We start from the raw sequence: 22,943 nt of genomic DNA, 5'->3' as shown, positions 1-22,943 counted from the left end.
CGGGTGGGGGAGGCGGGGTGCCGTACGCGGCGGGAACGGCACGGCACCCCGGAGGAGGATCAGGGAGCGGTCCAGCTCATGACCGGGGTCGTGATCTGGCTGGTCTGTGTCGTGGGCTGGTAGTTGAAGGAGTACGAGAGCGTGGCGCCGTGCGGGACGGTCACCGGGAGTTCCCAGCGCCCGGCGGCCTTGTCGTAGGTGAGGAAGTAGTTCTGCGGAGCCCCGCCGTCGATCCGGTACTGCACGGTGACGAAGGTGGCCTCGAAGTTCTTCGGGGTGAACCGGATGGCGGTGGCCGGGCTGGTCACGACGGACTGGGTGTACGTGGGCTCCGTCCCGCTCCCGCCGCCGTCACCGGGGTCGGTCGGGTCCGTGGGATCCGTCGGGTCGGTGGTGCCGGAGGAACCGGTCGACCACAGGGGCTTCTTGATCTCGGCGACGAAGTTGCGCAGCACCGTGGCGTTCGCCTGGACGCGCGAGTCGCCCCAGTTGCCGTTCGCGCAGCCCGGACCGCCCGCCCGGGCGCCGGGGGAGCACTGCCACTGCGTCTGGGAGTCCCAGTTGGTGTTGATGTAGGCCGCCGCGCGGATGACGTCCTTGTTGGTGTTCACCCAGTCGAAGTAGCCGGCGTGCCAGCCGTCCCAGATGGCCTGTCCGCTCGCGGGTGCCGGGTTGTTGGTGAAGATGCAGCTCGTGCTGCCGGCCCCGGTCCGGGCGCCCTGGGGAGCCGCCTCGGCGACCATCGCGGGCTTGCCGTGCGAGCGGGCGAAGTCCAGCACCCGGTTCTGCAGGCCGACCGGGTCGGTGTCGTGCGAGCCGCATCCCCACTGGGTCTGCACGGAGCGGGAGTTGTAGAAGGCCGACAGCCCGACCCAGTCGACGTAGGCGTCACCGGGGTACCAGTTGTCGAAGTGCTTGGGGTCGGTCACGACGTAGCCCCACTCCGGGTGGTCGGTGCTGGTGTTCACCGGCCATGCGGCGCTCTGCCAGACCGTCGCGACCCGGGAGGCGCCGAGCGCGTCGATGCGGCCCTTGATGTAGCGGAAGGCGTCCTTGTAGAAGTCGGCGCTGTAGCAGTTCCACGGCCCGTCGTACTCGTAGCCGATGCGCAGCAGGATGTCCCGGTCGTAGCTCTTGAACCGGTTGATCATCTCGTCGACCTTGGCGCGGTACTGGGTGATCAGGTTCGGGCTGCCGGCCGTCACGTCGTCGTCGTTGCGCCCGATGATGGCCCGCAGCGGCTGGTTGTTGCAGCCGGAGGTGGCGTCGGAGAGATAGAGCCCGACGGCCACGGCCGCGCCCGGGTACTCGTTCATCGTCCGGGCGAAGTCCACTGTGCCCGCACCCCAGTTGACCGGCCCGTTCATGCCGGCCAGCGGTGCGGGGGAGCCACCGAGGACCAGGTTGGTGTACAGGGTCACCCCGCCCGGGGCCGGTGCGCCCAGATCCTGGCGGCCGAGGACATCGGTGCGGTAGTCGGACAGGGTGTCGCTGTCCTGGCCCATCACCATCATGACCTTGCCGTCGGCCGGCACACCGCGGCCCGAGGGCGCGGCCGGGGTGGCGGCCGATGCGGGGGCGAGGGCGCCGAGCCCGGCGAAGGAGAGCAGGGCGGCGAGGGCCACGGCCCCCGACCCCACGGCCCGCAGCAGTGGTCGGCGGGGTGTCCGGTGTCTCATGGCGGCTCCAGAGAAGGGGTGGGTGTCCGTTGAGCGCTCGAATGATGGAGCCGGCGGGCGGGCGTAGCAAGGGCGTACGAAATTTTCGTTGACCGGTGCAGGTCAGCGCCACCTCGCTACGAAACTTTGCCAAGTGGCCGGGATCGACGCGCCCCTTCTGTCTGCCTTACGCACGTTCTGGGATGACTTGAATGGCTCAAACATGCGTGACCGAAACGGAATCCCGTAGGTTTTCGCGAAACTCTTGACAGATGTTTCGCTTCGCGGCGACCTTGGTGCGACTTCATCCCGCACCTGTCCCGGAGGACCACCATGGGCCGTACGCGTGCCCGCAGAACCGCCGCCGCGCTCGCCGCCGCCGTCTCCCTCGTCGCCCTGTCCGCCTGCGGCGCGGACAGCGAGGCCGACGGAAAGACCACCCTGACCGTCGCCACGTTCAGCGACTTCGGCTACAAGCCGCTGATCAAGGAGTACGAGAAGGCGCACCCCGACATCGTCATCAAGGAGCGCATCTCCCAGTTCGACCAGCACCACAATCAGCTGTCCACCCAGATCGCCTCGGGCAGCGGCGCGGCCGACGTCGTCGCGATCGAGGAGGGCTACCTTCCCAAGTTCCGGGCGGTGAAGGACAAGTTCACCAACCTCGCCGACTACGGCGCCGACAAGCGCAAGAGCGAGTACCTGGACTGGAAGTGGGACCAGGGCACCCTCGGCGGCACCGCCTTCGTGATGGGCTACGGCACCGACGTCGGAAGTCTGGCCATCTGCTACCGCAAGGACCTGTTCGCGCAGGCCGGGCTCCCCACCGACCGCGAGGAGGTCGGCAAGCTCTGGCCCACCTGGGACGCGTACTTCGCCACCGGCGAGACCTTCCGCGCGAAGGTCAAGGACAAGGCCTGGTTCGACAGTTCGGGCAACATCTTCACCGCGATGATGAACCAGACCCAGTACGGGTTCTTCGACGCCCAGGACAAGTACATCGGCGAGACCAACCCCAAGGTGCACGAGTTCTTCGACGCCACCGCCAAGGCCACGGCCAACCACCAGTCGGCCAACCTCCAGCCCTTCAGCCAGCAGTGGAACGCCGGCATCAAGCAGGGCCGCATGGCCACCATGACCTGCCCGGCCTGGATGACCGGCCAGATCAAGACCGCGGCCGGTGAGGCGAACGCCGGCAAGTGGGACATCGCGGCCGTCCCCGGCGGCGGTGGCAACTGGGGCGGGTCCTTCCTCACCGTCCCCAAGCAGAGCAAGCACGTGAAGGAAGCCGCCGCGCTGGCCGACTTCCTGACCTCGGCCGCCTCCCAGAAGAAGATCTTCACCGGCCCGGTCGGCGCCCTGCCCTCCCTCGTCACCGTCCTCGACGACCCGCAGATCAAGGGCACCAAGCAGCCCTACTTCAGTGACGCGCCCACCGGCGAGATCTTCGTGTCCTCGGCCAAGAGCCTCAAGCCGAACTACCGCGGCACCAAGGACCAGCAGGCCCGCATCCCCTTCGGCAACGCCCTCCAGCTCGTCGAGCAGGGCAAGGCCGACCCGGACAAGGCATGGAACAAGGCGCTCGAAGAGGCGGAGAAGAACCTCCGCTGACCTGAGCGGCGGTGCCGGCGCCGACCCGGCACCGCCGCAGCCCCCCACCCCACCCCGTCGGCCCGCACCCCCAGGCCCGCGCCCGTCACCGCCCGGCTGAGCGGCAACCGGCTGCTCGGCCTGCCCGGCTCCGGCAAGGAGGTCCGCCGGTTCACTTTCGACACCGGCGACGCCGGCACCGCCCTGGACTACGCCGCCGGTGACGCGCTCGGCGTCCACGCCGCCAACCACCCGGACGTGGTGGGCGAATGGCTCACCGTCACGGGCCTGGACGCCGACACCGAGATCGAGGTGTCCGGCCTCGGCGGGGTCCGCCTCGGCGACGCGCTCCGCACCCACCTGGACATCACCCGCCTCACCCCCGCCCTGCTCGGCTTCGTCACCGACCGCACCGGCGACCGCGAGCTGAAGAAGATGCTGCGGCCCGACAACAAGGGCGAGCTGGCCCGCTGGTCCTGGGGGCGGCAGGCCGTCGACGTCCTCGCCGAGTACCCCGTCCGCGCGAGCGCCGAGGAGTGGGCGGGCATCCTCAAACCGCTCCAGCCGCGCCTGTACTCGATCTCCTCCAGCCCGCTCACCGACCCGCACCGCCTCTCCCTGACGGTCTCCGTCGTCCGCTACGAGAACACCCACGGCCGCCCGCGCGCCGGGGTCTGCTCGCCCTTCCTCGCGGACGCCGCCCCCGACACCCGCGTCCCGGTCTTCGTGCGCCGCGCCCCGCACTTCCGGCCGCCGGCCCGCCCCGACGCACCGATGGTCATGGTGGGCCCGGGGACGGGGGTGGCCCCCTTCATCGGCTTCCTGGAGGAGCGCCGCGCCCGCCGCGACCCCGGCCCCAACTGGCTGTTCTTCGGGGAACAGCACCGTGCCACCGACTTCTTCTACGAGGAGGAGCTGACGTCCTTCCTCGCCGACGGCACCCTCACCCGCCTGGACACCGCCTTCTCGCGCGACCAGCGCGCCAAGATCTACGTACAGGACCGGATGCGCGAGCACGGCGCCAAGCTGTGGACCTGGCTGCGCGACGGCGCCCACTTCTATGTGTGCGGGGACGCCGCCCGGATGGCCAAGGACGTCGACCGGGCGCTGCGTGACATCGCGGTCGCCCACGGCGGCCTGGACCCCGAGGCCGCCGCGCTGTACGTGAAGCAGCTCGCCGCCGACAAGCGGTACGTGCGCGACGTCTACTGACCCGCCGCTCAGAGCGCCACGAGCGTCACTTCGGTGGCCTTGACGCTGGTCCACACCGCCACCCCGTCCGCGAGGGACAGCTCGGCGGCGGACTGCGGGGTGATCTCCGCGACCAGGTCCGGCGCGTGCTCGGACCCGACGAGCACCCGGAGCCGGCTCCCGCCCGAGGTGATCTCGCGCACCGTCCCGGGCCACACGTTGCGCGGGCTCCCGGTCGGCTTCTCCCGGTGTACGGAGACGGCCTCCGGCGCGATGACCGCCAGCGCGGGCGCCCCGGCGGGCAGCGGGTCGGCGACGACGAGGTGCCCGCCGCCCGCCGGTGCGAGCCCGTCGGCGGTGGTGGTCCCGGTCCAGGCGTTGCGGCCGAGCATCCGGGCGACCCAGGGGGAGCGCGGATGCCGGGTCACCTCGGCGGGCGGGGCGTCCTGGAGCGTACGGCCGTCCTCCAGGACCAGGACCCGGTCGGCCAGCGCGACGGCCTCCACGGGGTCGTGGGTGACGATCAGGCAGACGCCGCCGAAGCCTTCGAGATGGCGGCGCAGGGTGTGCCGGACCTGGGACCGGGTCGTCTGGTCGAGCGCGGCGAGCGGCTCGTCGAGCAGCAGGAGGCGGGGGCGGGCGGCCAGCGCACGGGCCAGCGCCACACGCTGGGCCTGGCCGCCGGAGACCTGGGCGGGCCGGCGTGAGGCCAGGTGCCCGACGCCGAGCCGGTCCAGCCACTCCTGCGCGCTGCGGCGGGCCTCGGCGCGCGGCACGCCCCGGGCGCGCAGCCCGTACGCGGTGTTGGCGAGGGTGCTCAGGTGCGGGAACAGGGCGCCGTCCTGCGGGACCCAGGCGACGCCCCGGCGGTGGGCGGGCAGGGCGGTGACGTCGGTGCCGCCGAGCCGGAGCCGGGCGTGGGCGCGCGGGGTGAGGCCGAGCAGGGCGCGCAGGAGGGTCGTCTTGCCGGCGCCGTTGGGGCCGACGACGGCGATGGTGGTGCCGGCCTCCGCGTCGAGGGTCAGTTCGTTGAAGCCGGTGACCTCGGCGTGCAGCGGCCAGCTCTCCCGTACGGCCTCCGGAGCGGTCCCCGGAGGGACGGCGGCCGGGGGCTCCTCGTCGATGACGTCCCGTCGCGGCGTACGCTCCGGCGGCGTCCCGGTCCAGCGCCCGCGCAGCGCCAGCAGCACCGCCATCGCGATGACGAGAAGCAGCAGGGAGACCGAGGTGGCGGCCTCCGGGCTGTCCTGGAGCAGCAGATAGACCTGCAGGGGCAGCGTCTGCGTGGTGCCGGGGAGGTTGCCCGCGAAGGTGATGGTGGCGCCGAACTCACCGAGCGCCCGCGCCCAGGTCAGCGCCGCACCGGCGGCAAGGCCGGGGGCGACCATCGGCAGCGTGACCGTGAAGAACACCCGTACCGGCGAAGCGCCCAGGGAGGCGGCCGTCTCCTCGTAGCGGGGCCGCAGGCCGCCGATCGCGCCTTCGAGGCTGATGACCAGGAACGGCATGGCGACGAAGGTCGCGGCGAGGACCGCGCCGGAGGTGTGGAACGGCAGCGTGATGCCGAACCAGTCCTCCAGCCACGGCCCGAGCAGCCCCCGCCGGCCGAAGCCGAGCAGCAGGGCGACACCGCCGACCGTGGGCGGCAGCACCATCGGCAGGAGCACCAGTGAGCGGACGAAGACCTTGCCGGGGAAGTCGACCCGGGCCAGCAGCCACGCCAGCGGCACCCCGAGGACGAGCGAGAGGACCAGGGCCCAGCCGGAGACGATCAGCGACAGCGTCAGCGCCTGGGTGGTGCCTTCACTGGTGAGATGGCCGCCCAGCTCGCCCCACGAGGTGCGGGCGAGGATGCCGGCCAGCGGCAGCAGCAGGAACGCCACGGCCAGCAGCGCGGGGAGCGCGAGCAGGATCGGTGCGCGGGGGCGGCGGTTCATCGGGGTTCCCTGAGGCTGGAGAAAAGAGGGCCCGGCCCCTGTCGGAGCCGGGCCCTCGCCTACGTTACGGCTGCTGGAAGCCCGCGTCGGCCAGGATCTTCTGCGCCTCGGGAGTCGACAGCCACTTCACGAACGCCTCGGCCGCCGCGCTGTGCTTGCTGCTCTTCAGCGTCGCCGCCGGGTAGGAGGCGACCGCGTTCTGCTCGTCCGGGATGTCGACCGCGTCGACCTTGCCGGCGGCGGCGGAGACGTCCGTCTTGTAGACGAGCCCGGCGTCCGCCTCGCCCAGCTGGACCTTGCTCAGCACCGCGCGCACGTTCGGCTCCTGGGAGACCGGCTTCACGGTGATCTTCTGGGCGTCCAGGATCTGCTTGCTGTACCGGCCCACCGGCACCTCGGGCGCGGCGAGGACCACCTTCAGCTTGGTGTCGGCCAGGTCCTTGAGGTTCTCGACCTTCTCCGGGTTGCCCTTGCCGGTGGCGATGACGAGACGGTTCCTGGCGATGACCGTCGGCGCGCCGGTGTCCGACTTCAGGCCGTCCATCGTCTTCGTGTCGGCGGTGACCAGGGCGTCGGCGGGCGCGCCCTGCTTGACCTGCGCGGCCAGCTCCTGCGATCCGGCGAAGGAGAACGTCACCTTCGTTCCCGGGTGCTCCTTCTCGTACGCCGCGCCCGCCTCCTTGAACACATCGGTGAGCGAGGCGGCGGCGAGGACCGTGAGGTCGGCCGCGGGCACCCCGGAGGCGGAGGCGGACGCGCTGGAGCCGGTGGCCGAGTCCTTCGTGTCGTCGTCGCTGCCGCACGCGGTGAGGGGCGTGAGCAGGCCCACGACGACGAGGGCAGCCGCGGCGCGGCGGCGGGTGAGGGCGGGGGTGAAGGGCATGAGGGTCGGGACTCCTTGGGAAAGCGGGCCGATGCCGCCGGACCGGCGAGCGGACCGTCCGGTGGCAGGGAACAGCATGTGCCAAAGAATAGGCGTGATCACATCGCATTTACAGCCTTCCATGGGAAACCACATGGCAGGTGCGGGGCCTCTTGGAGAAAGGTCCGAGCCGCGTCCGCGCGGGCCTTCCCGCAGGTGGGGCCTGTCCGAGGGCCGCCCGTGACCGGCCAGTAGAGTGCGGGTGCGCCAGCTCCCGAGATCCGAGGTACCGTCCGTGACCCCCGAGCACCCCCTCCCGCACGCAGTGACCGTGGTCGGGATCGGCGCGGACGGCTGGGCCGGTCTCACCGGACCGGCGCGCGACGCGCTGCGGGACGCCCAGGCCCTCATCGGCGCCGGCCGTCAGCTCGGCCTGCTCCCGCCGGAGTGCGCGGGGGAGCGTGTGCCGTGGCCCTCGCCGCTGCGCCCCGCCGTGCCCGGCCTGCTCGCCGCGCACGCGGACCGCCGCATCGCCGTCCTGGCCAGCGGCGACCCGATGTTCTACGGGATCGGCCGCGCGCTCACCGAGGTGCTGGGCGCCGACCGGCTGCGCGTCCTGCCGCACCCCTCGTCCGTGTCCTACGCCTGCGCCCGCGTCGGCTGGCCGGTGGAGGACACGGAGGTCGTCACCCTCGTCGGCCGCCCCGCCGCCCGGCTCGCCGCCGCCCTGCACGACGGCCGCCGGCTGCTCGTCCTCAGCGCCGACGCCACCACTCCGGCCACGGTCGCCGCGCTGCTGCGGGACCACGGCTTCGGACCCAGCCGCCTGCGGGTCCTGGAACAGCTCGGCGGCGAGGACGAGGCCTGCGCCGAGGGCGTGGCGGACACCTGGGACCACCCGGCCGGGGACCCGCTCAACGTCATCGCCGTCGAGTGCCGCACCGCCCCCGGGGCGCTGCGCCTGGGCGCCGTACCCGGCCTGCCCGACGAGGCGTACGCGCACGACGGGCAGCTGACCAAGCGTCATGTCCGGGCCGTCACCCTGGGCGTGCTCGCCCCGGCCCCCGGCGAACTCCTGTGGGACATCGGCGGAGGCTCGGGATCGATCGCCATCGAGTGGATGCGCGCCCACTCCTCCTGCCGGGCCGTCACCGTGGAACGCGACCCCGTCCGCGCGGCACGCATCGAGGAGAACGCCGCCCGGCTCGGCGTCCCCGGTCTCCGCGTCGTCACCGGCCGCGCACCCGGATGCCTGGACGAACTCCCCGCACCGGATGCCGTGTTCATCGGCGGCGGTCTCACCGCGCCCGGCCTCCTCGACACCTGTCTCGCGGCGCTCCCGCCCGGCGGCCGGCTGGTCGCCAACACGGTCACCCTGGAGTCCGAAGCGCTGCTCGCCGCCCAGCACAAGCTGCACGGAGGCGAGTTGGTCCGCCTCGCCGTGTCCCACGCCGTGCCCGTCGGCACGTTCACCGGCTGGCGCCAGGCCATGCCCGTCACCCAGTGGTCCGTACGCAAGCCCTCGGACACCGCAACGCCCCCCGCTCGACCCTCAGGAGACGACAGATGACCGTGTACTTCATCGGCGCGGGCCCCGGCGCCGCCGACCTGATCACGGTGCGCGGCGCGCGCACGCTCGCCGCCTGCGGGGTGTGCCTGTACGCGGGCAGCCTGGTTCCCCGCGAACTCCTGGCGGAGTGCCCGGACGGCGCCCGGCTCGTGGACACCGCGCAGCTCGACATCGAGCAGATCACCGCAGAGCTGGTCGCCGCGCACCGGGACGGCCACGACGTGGCGCGGCTGCACTCCGGCGACCCCTCGGTGTTCAGCGCGGTCAACGAGCAGATGCGCCGCCTGGACGAGGCGGGTGTGCCCTACGAAGTGGTGCCCGGCGTCCCCGCGTTCGCGGCGGCGGCAGCCGCCCTCAGGCGCGAGCTGACCGTGCCGACCGTCGGCCAGACCGTCATCCTGACCCGCATCGCCCAGCGGGCCACCGCCATGCCCGAGGGCGAGGACCTGGCGACGCTCGGCCGCAGCGGCGCCCTGATCGTCCTGCACCTGGCCGCCCGTTACGTGGACCGCGTCGTCGAGGAGCTGCTGCCGCACTACGGGGCCGACTGCCCGGCCGCCGTCGTCGCCATGGCCTCCCGCCCCGACGAGCTGGTCCTGCGCGGCACGTTGGAGGACATCGCGGAACAGGTGAAGGCCGCGGGCGTCATCCGTACCGCCGTCATCATGGTCGGCCGCACCCTGGGCGCCGAGCAGTTCCGCGACAGCCACCTCTACTCGCCGGCCCGCGACCGCCACACCTGCTGAACAACCGGCCGGGCGGGTCAGCGCACCGAGCTGCGCCCCACCACCGTGCCCGCCCGGTCGATACAGATCACGTCCACCGCCACCGGAGCGCCCCGCAGCACCGACAGCGCCTCGTCCCGCGCCGCCACGGCCACCAGATCGCCCAGTGGAACCCCGTGCGCCTGGCACAACTGGAGTGCGGCGAGGCCGGTGTTGGCGACGGCGATCTCGGCGGCCAGCGCCTCGTCCGCGCCGCCGCGCCGGGCCAGCTCCGCCAGATACCCCTTGTCGACCTGGGAGCGCCCCGAGTGCAGGTCGAGATGGCCGGCGGCCAGCTTCGACAGCTTTGCGAACCCGCCGCAGACCGTGAGCCGGTCCACCGGGTGACGGCGTACGTACTTGAGCACCGCGCCCGCGAAGTCGCCCATGTCGAGCAGCGCGATCTCCGGCAGCCCGTACTCGGCGACCACCGTCTTCTCCGAGGTCGAACCCGTGCAGCCGGCCACATGGCCGAGCCCGGCCGCCCGCGCCACGTCCACGCCCCGGCGGATGGAGTCGATCCACGCCGAGCAGGAGTAGGGCACCACCACCCCGGTCGTGCCCAGGACGGACAGGCCGCCCAGGATGCCCAGGCGCGGGTTCCAGGTGGAGCGGGCGATCTCCTCGCCCTCGTCCACGCCGACCGTCACCTCGACGTCCCCGGACCCGCCGTGCGCCGCCGCGACCGCCGCGATGTGCTCCCGGATCATCTGGCGCGGCACCGGGTTGACGGCCGGCTCACCGACTTCCAGAGGCAGCCCCGGCAGCGTCACCGTGCCCACCCCGGGCCCGGCCCGGAAGACCACGCCCGAGCCCGCCGGGAGCACCCGCACGCTCACCCGTACCAGGGCGCCGTGCGTCACGTCCGGGTCGTCGCCCGCGTCCTTCACCACGCCCGCCGTCGCCCGCCCGTCGGCCAACTCCTCCACGGCCAGTGCGAACGCCGGGGTCTGGCCCCGGGGCAGCGTGATGGTGACCGGGTCGGGGAAGTCGCCGTTCAGCAGCGCCGTGTACGCGGCCGTCGCGGCGGCGGTGGCACAGGCACCGGTCGTCCAGCCGGACCGCAGACCGGTGTGCTTGAGTTGGGCGCCGCGCCCGCCTTTCGCCTCACTCATGGATGGTCCCCGTGCACGTACTGATTCTGGGCGGGACGACGGAGGCCCGCCGGCTCGCCGAGCTGCTGGTGGCCCGGCTGCCCGCCGGGAGCACGGTCACCAGCTCGCTGGCCGGCCGGGTGGCCCGGCCGAAGCTCCCGCCGGGGGAGGTCCGGGTCGGGGGCTTCGGAGGAGCCGACGGGCTCGCGGACTGGCTCCGCTCGCACCGGGTGCGCGCGCTCATCGACGCCACCCATCCTTTCGCCGGGACGATGACCTTCAACGCGGCCCGCGCCGCTGCCGCCGCCCATGTTCCTCTGCTGATGCTGCGCCGGCCCGGCTGGGTGCCCGGGGACGGCGACGACTGGCACCCGGTCGGCTCCCTGGCCGAGGCGGCCGACGCGCTGCCCGCACTGGGGCGGCGCGTCTTCCTCACCACCGGGCGGATGGGGCTCGCCGCCTTCGCGGGCCTGGACGGCCTGTGGTTCCTGATGCGGTCCGTGGACGCCCCGGAACCGCCGTACCCGGCCCGGATGGAGACCCTGCTCGACCGGGGCCCCTTCACCCTCGAAGGGGAGCGCGAGCTGATCCGCCGCCACCGGATCGACGTCCTCGTCACCAAGGACAGCGGCGGCGCCGCCACCGCCCCCAAGCTGGACGCCGCCCGCGAGGCCGGCATCCCCGTCGTCGTGGTCCGCCGGCCACCGGTCCCCGAGGGGGGTGCGGTGGCCGGCAGCCCGGAGGAGGCCCTGGCCTGGCTGACGGATCAGTTCTCCGGGTAGCGGCGCGGCGTCCACACGATCTGCCGTCCGTCGCCCCGCCGCTCCCACCGGGTCTGCGAGGAGCCGACGACGAGGATCGTGCGCATGTCCACCTCGGCCGGATCGAGGTCGGCCAGGCGCACGGTCCGTACGCTCTCGTCCGGTCCGCCGACGTCCCGGCCGAGGACCACGGGCGTGTCCGGCGAGCGGTGTTCGAGGAGCAGGTCCCGCGCCTTGCCGACCTGCCAGGTCCGGCTGCGGGAGCCGGGGTTGTAGAGCGCCAGCACCAGGTCCGCCGACGCGGCGGCCCGCAGCCGCTCCGCGATGACCTCCCACGGCTTGAGCCGGTCCGAGAGCGAGATCGTCGCGTAGTCGTGGCCCAGCGGCGCCCCCGCGCGGGCCGCCGCCGCGTTGGCCGCCGTCACCCCGGGCAGCACCCGCACCGGCACGTCCGCGTACGCGTCCTGCGACGCCACTTCGAGGACGGCCGTCGCCATGGCGAAGACCCCCGGGTCGCCGCCGGACACCACGGCCACCCGCCGCCCGCGCCGGGCCAGGTCGAGCGCGAACTCCGCCCGCTCCGACTCCACCTTGTTGTCCGAGCCGTGCCGTATCTGCCCCGGCCGGACCGGCACCCGGTCCAGATACGTGGTGTAGCCGACCAGATCGTCGGCGGCGGCCAGCGCCCCGCGCGTCTCGGGCGTCAGCCACAGCGGTCCCGCCGGACCCGTGCCGACGACCGCCACCTCGCCGTCGCCCGGGGCCCGTTCGGGGCGGGCGTCGATCCGGCTCGGCAGGACGGCGACCGCGAAGTACGGCACCGAGTCCGCGTCCGTGTCCGCGAGGTCGCCCAGCCGCTCGCCCGCCATCGTGGCGCGCTCGACATAGCGGGCCTCGGGCAGCCGGCCCGACGCCTCGAACGCGCGGCGCACGGCGGGGAAGGTGCGGCCGAGCTTCATCACCACGGCCGCGTCGGTCGCGGCCAGCCTGGCCGTCAGCTCCTCCTCCGGCAGGGTGCCGGGCAGGATCGTCAGGACCTCCTCGCCCTCCGCGAGCGGGGTGCCGAGCCGCGCGGCGGCGGCGCTGACCGAGGTGACCCCGGGGATCACCTCGGTGGGGTAACGGTCGGCCAGCCGCTTGTGCATGTGCATGTACGAGCCGTAGAACATCGGGTCGCCCTCGGCGAGCACGGCGACCGTGCGCCCCGCGTCCAGGTGAACGGCGAGCCGGGCCGCCGCCTCGGTGTAGAAGTCCTCCATCGCGCCCCGGTAGCCGCCCGGGTGGTCCGTGGTCTCCGTCGTGACGGGGTAGACCAGGGCCTCCTCGATGTGGTCGGCGCGCAGGTGCTTCGCCGCGATGGACCGGGCGATCGACCGGCCGTGCCGCGCACTGTGGTACGCGACGACGTCCGCCCCGGCGATGACCTCCACCGCGCGCAGGGTCATCAGGTTCGGGTCGCCGGGGCCGAGACCGACCCCGTACAGCCGTCCCGTCTTCTGCTCGCTCACGGTCACTCTTCCTCGCTGGCGATGGCGTTGAGCGCGGCGGCGGCGATGGCGCTCCCGCCGCGCCGGCCGCGCACGATCAGGTGGTCGAGCCCGGACGGGTGGGCTGCCAGGGCGTCCTTGGACTCGGCGGCGCCGACGAAGCCGACCGGCACCCCGATGACCGCCGCCGGGCGCGGGGCCCCCTCCTCGATCATTTCGAGCAGCCGGAACAGGGCGGTCGGCGCGTTCCCGACGGCGACGACCGCGCCGTCGAGGCGGTCCCGCCACAGCTCCAGGGCCGCCGCCGACCGGGTCGTGCCCAGCTCCGCCGCGAGCCCGGGGACGGCCGGGTCGGACAGGGTGCACACCACCTCGTTGTCGGCGGGCAGCCGCTTGCGGGTGACACCGCTGGCGACCATGGCCACGTCGCACAGGATGGGCGCGCCGGCCCGCAGCGCGGCGCGGGCACGGGCGACCGCGTCGGGGGTGTAGCCGATGTCGCGTACGAGGTCGACCATGCCGCAGGCGTGGATCATCCGGACCGCGACCTGGCTCACGTCCGCGGGCAGGCCGGCGAGATCCGCCTCCGCCCGGATGGTGGCGAAGGACTGGCGATAGATGGCCGGTCCGTCCTTCTCGTACTCGTGCACAGTGGTGTCGCTCTCTTCATCGGGCGGGGGGTCGGGCAGAAAAGCAGGGGGAGGCAATCAGGTACGGGGAGTGCGGGCCGTCGCCACGGCGGTGGCCAGCGCGGCGGGGTCACCGGTGACGTGCTCCGACTCCCCGGTCCGGCCGCCGTCCCGTACGACGGAGACCCGGTAGCCGCCGTCCGGGCCGGCGACGACGTCGACCCACTCACCGCGGGGGTGGCCGCACCGCCGTTCGCATCCGGACCAGTGGACCGGCAGGGCGTCCGCGCGCGGCGCGACGGGCAGGGCCGCCGCCGCGTCACCCTGCACATCGGCCAGGGACTTGGCGCATCCGGGCCGCCCGACGCAGGCGCCCACGCCGGTCCACGGCGAGCGGTCCCCGGTGACCAGGCCAACGGCCTCCAGCGCGTCGAGCGCTCCGGGCGCCCGGTTCCGCCGGACGCCGGGCACGACGACTCCGCGCCATGGGGTGAGCCGCAGTTCGCCGGCGCCGTGGTCCCGGGCGAGATCCGTCAGCGCCCGCCATCGCACCGCGTCCGCCCGTCCGAGCGGCAGCCCGACGGACAGCGCGTCCGTGTCGCCGGGGCCGGCCACCACACCGAGCGCCGGGGGAGCGCCGCCCGGCACCGGCACGGTCCCGAGGGCGACGGGCGGCCCGGCGGCACGCAACCGCCGTACGACCTCGTCGAACAACGACGCACCGCCGTCCGCCAGCTCCGCCACCCGCCACGCACCGGAACCGGAAGCGCTACGGGAACCCGAGGCGCCACCGGAACCGCCCGCCGCCTCCAGGAACACCACCGCCGCGAGCAGCGCGGCACCCGGCGCCTCGTCCGCCGGAACCAGCGCCACCGACTCCAGCGCCCCGATCCGCAGCTCCGCGTCCCCGTCGCCCCGCGCCCGCAGCGTCACGTCCGCGCCCAGCGCGTCCACATCGCCGCGTCCGTCGTCGAGCGCGAACAGGAACCGGCCCGACAGCCCGGCCGCCTCCTCGCTCGCGCACACCAGCGTGTCCAGCGCGGTCAGCCACGGGCGGACGTCGCGCGCACCGAGACCGTCGAGCCCGGACAGCGGGGAGGCCACCACATTGCGGACCCGCTCATGCCGTTCAGAGGGCAAAAGCCCCATTTCGTACATCCGGGAGGCCAGTTCACTCCCGCACTCCGCACCCAGCCCGCGCAGCTGCACATTGCCGCGCGAAGTGAGATACAGCTCACCATCGCCCAGCCGGCCGGCCAACTCCCGCAGGCCGTCCGCCTGCTCCCAGGTCAGCACGCCACCGGGCACCCGGACCCGCGCCAACGCCCCGTCGTCCGCCCGGTGGAGCCGCAGCGCACCGGGACAGGCGTCGCCACGAGCCCGGAAACGGGCGTCACCGGGCTGCGCGAAACGGGGGGCTGGGGGAGGCATGGCGGCGAGCATACCGACCATCTCATCCGATCCGTATGACCCATCGTCGCCCCCGGGCCCTTACTATGCCCAGTGACGGACCTCCGGGTCCGTCGTCGCCACAGACGGCGACAGGGGAGGAAGCCCGGTGCGAATCCGGCGCGGTCCCGCCACTGTGAGCTTGGTCCCACCCGGACCGGGCGAGTCAGGAACTCCCTTCCCCGCACGTTCGGCAGGTCCGGGCAGGGGAGCTCTCGACACCGCCCGGGGCGTGGACACCCCGAGGAAGGCCAGACGCCGCATGATCCTGCTCCTGTCGACGTCCGACACCGACCTGCTCAGCGCCCGCGCCTCCGACGGACCGGTCAGCTACCGGTACGCGAACCCCTCCCGGCTCCCGCTCCAGGACCTGCCCGCGCTGCTGGACGGCACCGACCTCGTCGTCGTACGCCTCCTCGGCGGTGTCCGCGCCTGGCAGGACGGCCTCGACCAAGTCCTCGCCACCGGACGCCCCGTCGTGGTCCTCACCGGCGAACAGGCCCCCGACGCGCAGCTGATGGCCGCCTCCACCGTGCCCATCGGGATCGCCGCCGAGGCCCACGCCTACCTGGCGCACGGCGGCCCGGCCAACCTGGACCAGCTCGCCCGGTTCCTGTCCGACACCGTCCTGCTCACCGGCCACGGCTTCGAACCGCCCGCCGCCGCACCCTCCTGGGGCCCGCTGGAGCGCACACCCCGCGAGACCGAGGACGGCGCCCCCACGGTCGCGGTGCTCTACTACCGCGCCCACCACATGAGCGGCAACACCGCGTTCATCGAGACGTTGTGCCGCGCCGTCGAGGCCCAGGGCGCCCGCGCCCTCCCGCTGTACGTGGCCTCGCTGCGCACCCCCGAACCCGGACTCATCGAGACCCTGCGGTCCGCCGACGCGATCGTGACCACCGTCCTCGCGGCGGGCGGCACCCGGCCCGCCGAGGCGTCGGCCGGCGGCGACGACGAGTCCTGGGACGCGGGCGCCCTCACCGCGCTCGACGTCCCGATCCTCCAGGCGCTCTGCCTCACCAGCTCCCACACCGACTGGCAGGACAACGACGAGGGCGTCTCCCCGCTGGACGCCGCGAGCCAGATCGCCGTCCCCGAGTTCGACGGCCGCCTGATCACCGTCCCGTTCTCCTTCAAGGAGATCGACGAGGACGGCCTGCCCTCCTACGTCGCCGACGACGAGCGCGCCGCCCGCGTCGCCGGCATCGCCGTCCGCCACGCCCGGCTGCGCCACATCCCGAACGCCGAGAAGCGCCTCGCGCTCGTCCTGTCCGCGTACCCGACCAAGCACTCCCGTATCGGCAACGCCGTCGGACTCGACACCCCCGCCAGCGCGGTCGCCCTGCTGCGCCGGCTGCGCGAGGAGGGCTACGACTTCGGCGACGAGGAGGTCCCCGGTCTCGCGTCCGGCGACGGCGACGAGCTGATCTACGCCCTGATCGAGGCGGGCGGCCACGACCAGGAATGGCTCACCGAGGAACAGCTCGCCCGCAACCCGGTCCGTATCCCGGCCGCCGACTACCGCCGCTGGTACGCCACGCTGCCCGCCGAACTCCGCGAGGGCGTCGAGGAGCACTGGGGCCCGCCGCCCGGCGAGATGTTCGTGGACCGCTCCCGAAACCCGGAGGGCGACATCGTCCTGGCCGCACTGCGCCGGGGCAACCTCCTCATCCTCATCCAGCCGCCGCGCGGCTTCGGCGAGAACCCGATCGCGATCTACCACGACCCCGATCTGCCGCCCTCGCACCACTACCTGGCCGCCTACCGCTGGATCGCCGCCCGCGCCGAGGACAACGGCTTCGGCGCCGACGCGATGATCCACCTCGGCAAGCACGGCAACCTGGAGTGGCTGCCCGGCAAGAACGCGGGCCTGTCCGCCGCCTGCGGCCCGGACGCGGCGCTCGGCGACCTCCCGCTGGTCTACCCGTTCCTCGTCAACGACCCGGGGGAGGGCACCCAGGCCAAGCGCCGGGTGCACGCCACGCTCGTGGACCACCTGGTGCCGCCGATGGCCCGCGCCGACAGCTACGGGGACATCGCCCGCCTCGAACAACTCCTGGACGAGCACGCCCAGATCGCCGCGATGGACCCGGCCAAGCTGCCGGCGATCCGCGCCCAGATCTGGACCCTGATCCAGGCCGCGAAGCTCGACCACGACCTGGGGATCGAAGGACGCCCCGAGGACGAGGGCTTCGACGACTTCATCATGCATCTCGACGGCTGGCTCTGCGAGATCAAGGACGTCCAGATCCGCGACGGCCTCCACGTCCTGGGCGCCGCGCCGACGGGCTCCGCCCGCGTCAACCTGGTCCTCGCGATCCTCCGCGCCCGCCAGATCTGGGGCGGCAAGGCGTCCCTGCCGGGCCTGCGCGAGGCGCTGGGCCTGGACGAGTCTGCGGCGACCCGCACGGACGCGGACACGGTGGAGGACCAGGCGCGCGCCCTGGTCCAGGCGATGGAGGACGCGAACTGGGAGCGCTCGGCCGTGGCGGCGGTCGCCCAGTCCGTTCCCGGTCCGTCGGCACGGGGCTCCGCCCCGGACCCCGCTGCTCAATCGCCGCAGGGGCTTGATCCTGTCGCGGCGATCCTCGACTTCGCCGCCGAAGAGGTCGCCCCCCGCCTGGCCAGGACCACCGACGAACTGGACCACTGCGTCCACGCCCTGAACGGGCGCTTCGTCCCCGCAGGCCCCTCCGGCTCGCCCCTCCGGGGCCTGGTCAACGTGCTTCCGACCGGCCGCAACTTCTACTCCGTCGACCCCAAGGCCGTCCCCTCCCGCCTCGCCTGGGAGACCGGCCAGGCCCTCGCCGACTCGCTGCTCAACCGCTACCGCGAGGACAACGGCGACTGGCCGGTCTCCGTCGGCCTCTCCCTCTGGGGTACGAGCGCCATGCGCACCGCCGGCGACGACGTGGCCGAGGCCTTCGCCCTGCTCGGTATCCGCCCGGTCTGGGACGACGCCTCACGCCGCGTCACCGGCCTGGAGGCGATCCCGGCCGAGGAGCTGGGCCGCCCCAGGATCGACGTCACCCTCCGCATCAGCGGCTTCTTCCGCGACGCGTTCCCGCACACCATCGGCCTGCTCGACGACGCGGTCCGGCTGGCCGCCTCCCTCGACGAACCGGCCGAGCTCAACCACGTACGGGCGCACACCCAGGCGGACCTGGCCGCGCACGGCGACGAACGCCGCGCCACCACCCGTATCTTCGGCTCCCGCCCCGGCACGTACGGCGCCGGGCTGCTCCAGCTCATCGACTCCCGCGACTGGCGCACCGACGCCGACCTCGCCGAGGTCTACACGACCTGGGGCGGCTACGCCTACGGCCGTGACCTGGACGGCTGCCCGGCCCGGGAGGAGATGGAGACCGCGTACAAGCGCATCGCGGTGGCGGCGAAGAACACCGACACCCGCGAGCACGACATCGCGGACTCCGACGACTACTTCCAGTACCACGGCGGCATGGTCGCCACGGTCCGCGCGCTGAAGGGCAAGGCCCCGGAGGCGTACATCGGGGACTCGACCCGCCCCGAGACGGTCCGCACCCGGACGCTGACCGAGGAGACCTCCCGCGTCTTCCGCGCCCGCGTCGTCAACCCGAAGTGGATCGAGGCGATGCGCCGCCACGGTTACAAGGGGGCCTTCGAGCTCGCCGCGACCGTCGACTACCTCTTCGGGTACGACGCCACGACGGGCGTGGTCGCGGACTGGATGTACGACAAGCTCACCGAGACCTACGTCCTGGACCCCACCAACCGCGCCTTCCTCGAACAGGCCAACCCGTGGGCCCTGCACGGCATCGCGGAACGCCTGCTGGAGGCCGAGTCGCGCGGCATGTGGGCCAAGCCCGACCCGGCGGTGCTCGAAGCGCTGCGCCAGGTCTTCCTGGAAACGGAAGGAAAACTGGAGGGCGAGGACTGAGCCACCGGCCTCAGTCGCCGGTGCCGGGCTTCACACCCCATACGTAGACGACGTCGTCGAGCGCGAGCAGGTCCCACAGCCTCGCCGCGTCGTCCACGGTGAGGTTGACGCAGCCCGCCGAGCCGCCGCCGTCGTAGAGGTCGCCGGGGTGTCCGTGGAGCGCCTGGCCGCCGTCGAAGAACTGCGAGTACGGCATGGGGGCGTCGTCGTAGATGTCGGAGACGTGGTCGCGGTCACGCCAGTAGATGGTGTGCCGGCCGGGCCGCGTCTCCTCGGCGTCACGGCCCGTACGGATGGGGACGGGGCCGAACACGACCTTCTTCCCCTTCTGCACCCACAGCAGTTGGCGGTCCATGTCGACGCAGGTGACCCGGCCGGTCTCGACCGGGCAGTTCCCGGCGGCGTTCGGGTCCGGCGTGGCCTCGACGACGAGCATCGCCCGGTACGTGCCGAGGTCGGCGAGCCCGTCGAGGTGCGGGCGGCCCCGCTCGGTCTGGAAGGACCGGATGGCCCGGCAGTCGGCGTCGGACTGACGCCCGTCCACGGGCAGCCCGAGGTGCTTCTCCAGCTGCCGCTGGTACGGGCCGGCCGGCGCGGTGCACGCGGTGTCGCGGCCGGGGGAGGCGGCCGAAGGCGCGGCGGTGCACAGCAGCGCCATGGCCGCCGTGGCGACTGCGGCACCGATGAGGCGGTGGGGACGGGACACGGCCGGACCTCCTGCGGGATCAACGGGAACGGTGTACTGCCGAGCCAATCAGCGGAAAAGCCCGGCCGCCCACGCCTGGGCGGCCGGGCGGGTGATCGCGTCAGCCGCGTACGGCCTTGTGCGTGTCGTCCTTGCAGTCCTTGCCCTTGCACGGCTCACCGCGGTGGTTGGCCAGCTCCACGGTGACGCCCTCCTCGCTGTTCTCCTCCGTCACCTCGTACGGACCCGAGACGGGGTTCGCCGGCAGGACGTAGCCCTCCGGGACGGCGATCTCGCGGAGGTAGTACTCACCGAGCGGCAGGTCGTCGAACGTGCACTGCCCGTCCTGGTCGGTCGAGCAGCCCGCGTCGGCCAGGGTGTCCGGGTTGCCCCCGGTCGTCTGGAGCCCCGGCACGTCGTTGCTCTCGCGCCACAGCTCGAAGACGGCGCCGGGCAGCGGCTGACCGTTCTTCGCGTCCGTCTTGTCCAGCGTGAGCGAACCGGTCACGGGCGGTACGGGAGTCTGGCTGTTGACGGCCTCGACCTGGACGCCGTCCTCGGCGTTGTCCTCGGTCAGGACCAGCGGCCCGAAGACGTTGGGGTCGGGCAGCTCGTAGCCGTCCGGGGCCGCGGTCTCGCGCCAGTAGTACGTGCCCGGGGTCGTGGTGTCGGAGCAGACACCGTTCGCCGGGGTGGTGCAGTCGGAGACGTGGGTGTCGGGGTTGATGCCGATCGTCTGAAGGCCGGGCGTGTTGTTGCTCTCGCGCCACAGCTCGAAGTCGGCACCGGCGAGCGGGTCACCGGTCTCGGCGTCGGTCTTGTATACGCGGACCTCACCGGTCACGGGCGGGACGGGGGTCTTGGTGTTGACGGCCTCGGCCTGGACGCCGTCCTCGGCGTTGTCCTCGGTGAGGGTGAGGGGTCCGAAGACGTTGGGGTCGGGGAGGTCGTAGCCGTCCGGGGCTTCGGTCTCGAGCCAGTAGTAGGTGCCGGGGATCGTCGTCGCGGTGCAGACGCCGTTCGCGGGGGTCGTGCAGTCGGAGACGTGGGTGTCCGGGTCGGTGCCGTCGGTCTGGAGGCCGTCGACGCCGTTGGTCTCGCGCCACAGCTCGAAGTCGGCCCCGGCCAGCGGATCACCGGTGTCGGAGTCGGTCTTGCGTACGCGGACCTCACCGGTCACCGGCGGTACGGGAGTCTGGCTGTTGACGGCCTCGACCTGGACGCCCTGGTCCGCGTTGTCCTCGGTCAGGACCAGCGGGCCGAAGACGTTGGGGTCGGGGAGGTCGTAGCCGTCCGGGGCTTCGGTCTCGCGCCAGTAGTACGTGCCCACGGTCGTGGTGTCGGTGCAGACGCCGTTCGCGGGGGTGGTGCAGTCGGAGACGTGGGTGTCCGGGTCGGTGCCGTCGGTCTGGAGGCCGTCGACGCCGTTGGTCTCGCGCCACAGCTCGAAGTCGGCCCCGGCCAGCGGGTCACCGGTCTCCGCATCGGTCTTCAGCACGCTCACCGCGCCGGTCACCGGCTGCGGACCGGCGCAGTCCGGGAGGTCGCCGTCGAACGGGTAGGCGTGGAACTCCACCCCGGCGTTGTCGCTGGTGTGGGTGAGCGAGCCGGTGGTGAAGAACCTGCCGTTCATACCGGGCAGGCTCACCGTGGTCATGGACGCCTGCTCGCCCACCAGGACGCTGCCCTGGAACTGCCCGGACCCCACGAAGGACGCCGTGGTGGCGTCGGGCAGGTTCCACAGCAGCCGCTCGCGGTACTGGCCCAGCGTGTCGCTCCCGCTGGTGGTGTTGATGACCCGGTTCTCGCCGACCACGTTGACCAGGATCGTCGCGTCGTCGGGGATGCCCGCGAACTCGATCGACTGGCTCCCGTTGGGGGAGTTCGGGTTGACCAGGTCGAAGTCGACGTTGAAGACCTGGAGGCTCGACGTCCCGTCGCCGGTGAACAGCGTCCGGTAGCCCTCGTTGACCGCGGTCCCGGTGGCCGTCCGGGTCGTGCCGTCCGGCCGCGCGTAGCACTGGCTGGCCGCCGTCAGCTCGTCGCGCAGGCCCACGTACGGGGCCGTCGCGTCGTCGTCCTGGACGGTCGTCCCGGTGACGGTCCCGGTCAGCGTGCCCGCGTAACGCACGGTGCCCTCCTCGTCGAGGAGGCCGCCCGTCGTGTCCAGGGTCTGTCCGGACGCGATGGTCACGTCCCCGCCGGCGGTCAGGAAGTCCGAGTCGACGGGCGGCGCGACACGCGACCCGACCCCGACGATCCCGAGGTTGTACAGCCCGCCCGCTTGCGTGTCCTTGTTCTGGTCGAAGTCGTCGAGCACGACGACCCGGCCCTCGGCCTCCGCCGCCCGCCCCCGTACGAGGAAGTCGTCGCCCACGAAGATGTTGATGCCGTCGTCCCGGCCGGCGATCGGTCCGTTGTTGACGTCGGGGAACGGGTCGGGGCAGTCGCCCGGCACACACGGCCCGAGCCCGCCGGGCAAGGTCGCGGCGGCGGCCGGCGCGGCGCCGAGGCCGAGGGTGAAGGCGGGGACGACGGTCGCCAGGACGGCGCACGCGGCGCCGGTGGTGCGGGCGCGTGAGCGCAACGCGGCGAAACGTTTGGGCGTGGGTTTCATGGCGGCATCGTGAGCTGCCCGGACGCCGCCCCCGCGCGCGCGACACGAGGCGTTGCGCTGTCCAGCGGGAAGGGGTCACCCGGACGGAGGGGCGGGCCCGGCCGGGCCCGCCCCTCCGTCCCCGGGTCAGGCCGGAAGCGTCCACTGCTGGTTGGCGGCGGCGTAGCAGGTCCAGATCTGGAGCCGGGTGCCGTTGGCCGAGCTTGGCCCGGTCGCGTCGAGGCACTTGCCGGACGCGGGGTTGAACAGTTCCCCGCTGCTCCGGTGCTGCCAGACCTGCGCCCCGGAGCCGTTGCAGTCGTACAACTGGACCTTGGTGCCGTTCGCGGTTCCCGCGGCGGTGATGTCCAGGCACTTGCCGAGCGCCTTCAGTGTGCTGTCGCCGCCGGCCGTCCAGCGCTGGGCGTCGGTGCCGTTGCAGTCGTAGAGCTGGACGGCCGCGCCGTTGGCGGAGCTCGCGCCCGCCACGTCGACGCACTTGCCGCCGTAGCCGGTGATCCGGCCGGTGGAGTCGTCGGGCGGGGTGACCGGGCCGCCGTCCTGCCCGGCGGCCCAGGCGATCTCCTGGAGCAGGAGCCGGTTCTGCTGGGCGCTCGCGAAGGTGGACGACAGGGCGGTGTTCGTCGCGTAGTCCATCGCGTTGTGGCCGAAGTTGTTGTAGACCATCCGGTACCCGCGGTTGGTCCACACGATCGGGTAATCCCCGCTGTACCAGGTCTGGTTGGGG

15 protein-coding genes, 1 pseudogene and 1 riboswitch are annotated in these 22,943 nt (G+C 73.1%); of the genes and pseudogenes, 6 read left to right on the top strand and 10 right to left on the bottom strand.

Annotation, left to right across the window (positions count from 1 at the left end; all coding sequences use genetic code 11):
* Window positions 1-59 precede the first annotated feature (59 nt).
* Window positions 60-1,679: a glycoside hydrolase family 26 protein gene (locus EAO73_RS34650; RefSeq protein ID WP_224756578.1), complete on the bottom strand. Its 1,620-nt coding sequence runs from the start codon at window positions 1,677-1,679 to the stop codon at window positions 60-62.
* 312 nt (window positions 1,680-1,991) lie between these two features.
* On the opposite strand from EAO73_RS34650, the gene EAO73_RS34645 reads away from it, so the two are divergent.
* Together EAO73_RS34645 and EAO73_RS34640 are read left to right on the top strand one after the other, a co-directional pair.
* Window positions 1,992-3,269, top strand: a complete 1,278-nt coding sequence (locus tag EAO73_RS34645) for an extracellular solute-binding protein (RefSeq protein WP_147975501.1) — start codon at window positions 1,992-1,994, stop codon at window positions 3,267-3,269.
* Window positions 3,270-3,302: 33 nt separating this feature from the next.
* Window positions 3,303-4,460 (top strand): annotated as a pseudogene (locus tag EAO73_RS34640) (sulfite reductase flavoprotein subunit alpha); the annotation flags it as partial.
* Between the two features lie 8 nt (window positions 4,461-4,468).
* Here the strand turns inward: EAO73_RS34640 and EAO73_RS34635 are convergent.
* Window positions 4,469-6,376, bottom strand: coding sequence for an ABC transporter permease (locus EAO73_RS34635; protein WP_147975500.1), 1,908 nt, complete (start codon window positions 6,374-6,376; stop codon window positions 4,469-4,471).
* Window positions 6,377-6,440: 64 nt separating this feature from the next.
* Window positions 6,441-7,259 carry a molybdate ABC transporter substrate-binding protein gene (gene modA, locus EAO73_RS34630; RefSeq protein ID WP_147975499.1) on the bottom strand — a complete coding sequence of 273 codons (819 nt, stop codon included), beginning with the start codon at window positions 7,257-7,259 and terminating at the stop codon, window positions 6,441-6,443.
* A 274-nt stretch (window positions 7,260-7,533) separates the two neighbouring features.
* Between modA and cbiE the strand changes: the two genes are divergently transcribed.
* Together cbiE and cobM are read left to right on the top strand one after the other, a co-directional pair.
* Window positions 7,534-8,808, top strand: coding sequence for a precorrin-6y C5,15-methyltransferase (decarboxylating) subunit CbiE (gene cbiE, locus EAO73_RS34625; protein ID WP_147975498.1), 1,275 nt, complete (start codon window positions 7,534-7,536; stop codon window positions 8,806-8,808).
* Window positions 8,805-9,554, top strand: coding sequence for a precorrin-4 C(11)-methyltransferase (cobM, locus tag EAO73_RS34620; RefSeq protein ID WP_147975497.1), 750 nt, complete (start codon window positions 8,805-8,807; stop codon window positions 9,552-9,554). The genes cbiE and cobM overlap by 4 nt, the downstream gene beginning before the upstream one ends.
* Window positions 9,555-9,571: 17 nt before the next feature.
* On the opposite strand, the gene EAO73_RS34615 is transcribed toward cobM, so the two are convergent.
* A complete protein-coding gene (locus tag EAO73_RS34615; RefSeq protein ID WP_147975496.1) occupies window positions 9,572-10,687 on the bottom strand; it encodes a cobalt-precorrin-5B (C(1))-methyltransferase in 1,116 nt (371 codons plus the stop codon).
* Between the two features lie 11 nt (window positions 10,688-10,698).
* Between EAO73_RS34615 and EAO73_RS34610 the strand changes: the two genes are divergently transcribed.
* On the top strand, window positions 10,699-11,448 hold the full coding sequence (locus EAO73_RS34610; RefSeq protein WP_147975495.1) for a cobalt-precorrin-6A reductase: 750 nt from the start codon (window positions 10,699-10,701) through the stop codon (window positions 11,446-11,448).
* Here EAO73_RS34610 and EAO73_RS34605 read toward each other — a convergent pair.
* From EAO73_RS34605 to cobG, 3 genes are read right to left on the bottom strand one after another with little or no spacing between them, the layout of a single operon-like run.
* A complete protein-coding gene (locus EAO73_RS34605) occupies window positions 11,433-12,941 on the bottom strand; it encodes a precorrin-2 C(20)-methyltransferase (RefSeq protein ID WP_147975494.1) in 1,509 nt (502 codons plus the stop codon). The two genes, EAO73_RS34610 and EAO73_RS34605, sit on opposite strands and share 16 nt — an antisense overlap.
* On the bottom strand, window positions 12,938-13,564 hold the full coding sequence (locus EAO73_RS34600; protein ID WP_147975493.1) for a precorrin-8X methylmutase: 627 nt from the start codon (window positions 13,562-13,564) through the stop codon (window positions 12,938-12,940). The genes EAO73_RS34605 and EAO73_RS34600 overlap by 4 nt, the downstream gene beginning before the upstream one ends.
* Before the next feature lie 57 nt (window positions 13,565-13,621).
* Complete coding sequence (gene cobG, locus EAO73_RS34595; protein ID WP_147975492.1) at window positions 13,622-14,995, bottom strand: precorrin-3B synthase; 1,374 nt, start codon at window positions 14,993-14,995, stop codon at window positions 13,622-13,624.
* A 38-nt stretch (window positions 14,996-15,033) separates the two neighbouring features.
* A riboswitch (cobalamin riboswitch) is annotated at window positions 15,034-15,188 on the top strand.
* Between the two features lie 66 nt (window positions 15,189-15,254).
* On the opposite strand from cobG, the gene cobN reads away from it, so the two are divergent.
* Window positions 15,255-18,914: a cobaltochelatase subunit CobN gene (gene cobN / locus EAO73_RS34590; RefSeq protein ID WP_147975517.1), complete on the top strand. Its 3,660-nt coding sequence runs from the start codon at window positions 15,255-15,257 to the stop codon at window positions 18,912-18,914.
* 10 nt (window positions 18,915-18,924) lie between these two features.
* On the opposite strand, the gene EAO73_RS34585 is transcribed toward cobN, so the two are convergent.
* The 3 genes from EAO73_RS34585 to EAO73_RS34575 all read right to left on the bottom strand — a co-directional run.
* The gene (locus EAO73_RS34585) at window positions 18,925-19,620 is read right to left on the bottom strand and encodes a L,D-transpeptidase (RefSeq protein WP_147975491.1); all 696 of its coding nucleotides are present in this window, start codon (window positions 19,618-19,620) and stop codon (window positions 18,925-18,927) included.
* 100 nt (window positions 19,621-19,720) lie between these two features.
* Entirely contained in the window at window positions 19,721-22,216 is a 2,496-nt protein-coding gene (locus EAO73_RS34580; RefSeq protein WP_147975490.1) for a SpaA isopeptide-forming pilin-related protein, read from the bottom strand.
* 126 nt (window positions 22,217-22,342) lie between these two features.
* Window positions 22,343-22,943 (bottom strand): ricin-type beta-trefoil lectin domain protein (locus EAO73_RS34575; protein WP_224756577.1); only part of this gene is annotated, 601 nt, incomplete at its 5' end.

This window comes from Streptomyces sp. col6, from assembly GCF_008042035.1.
Lineage (GTDB): Bacteria > Actinomycetota > Actinomycetes > Streptomycetales > Streptomycetaceae > Streptomyces.
The sequence above is the reverse complement of the archived record's forward strand: the minus strand, read 5'-3'. Positions and strand labels throughout refer to the sequence as shown.

What these genes read in the sequence shown, in the direction of transcription:
- cobM (WP_147975497.1), top strand. Translation starts at nt 8,805, where the DNA reads ATGACCGTGTACTTCATCGGCGCGGGCCCCGGCGCCGCCGACCTGATC.
- cobG (WP_147975492.1), bottom strand. Translation starts at nt 14,995, where the DNA reads ATGGTCGGTATGCTCGCCGCCATGCCTCCCCCAGCCCCCCGTTTCGCG.
- EAO73_RS34645 (WP_147975501.1), top strand. Translation starts at nt 1,992, where the DNA reads ATGGGCCGTACGCGTGCCCGCAGAACCGCCGCCGCGCTCGCCGCCGCC.
- cobN (WP_147975517.1), top strand. Translation starts at nt 15,255, where the DNA reads ATGATCCTGCTCCTGTCGACGTCCGACACCGACCTGCTCAGCGCCCGC.
- EAO73_RS34650 (WP_224756578.1), bottom strand. Translation starts at nt 1,679, where the DNA reads ATGAGACACCGGACACCCCGCCGACCACTGCTGCGGGCCGTGGGGTCG.
- EAO73_RS34615 (WP_147975496.1), bottom strand. Translation starts at nt 10,687, where the DNA reads ATGAGTGAGGCGAAAGGCGGGCGCGGCGCCCAACTCAAGCACACCGGT.
- EAO73_RS34635 (WP_147975500.1), bottom strand. Translation starts at nt 6,376, where the DNA reads ATGAACCGCCGCCCCCGCGCACCGATCCTGCTCGCGCTCCCCGCGCTG.
- EAO73_RS34580 (WP_147975490.1), bottom strand. Translation starts at nt 22,216, where the DNA reads ATGAAACCCACGCCCAAACGTTTCGCCGCGTTGCGCTCACGCGCCCGC.
- modA (WP_147975499.1), bottom strand. Translation starts at nt 7,259, where the DNA reads ATGCCCTTCACCCCCGCCCTCACCCGCCGCCGCGCCGCGGCTGCCCTC.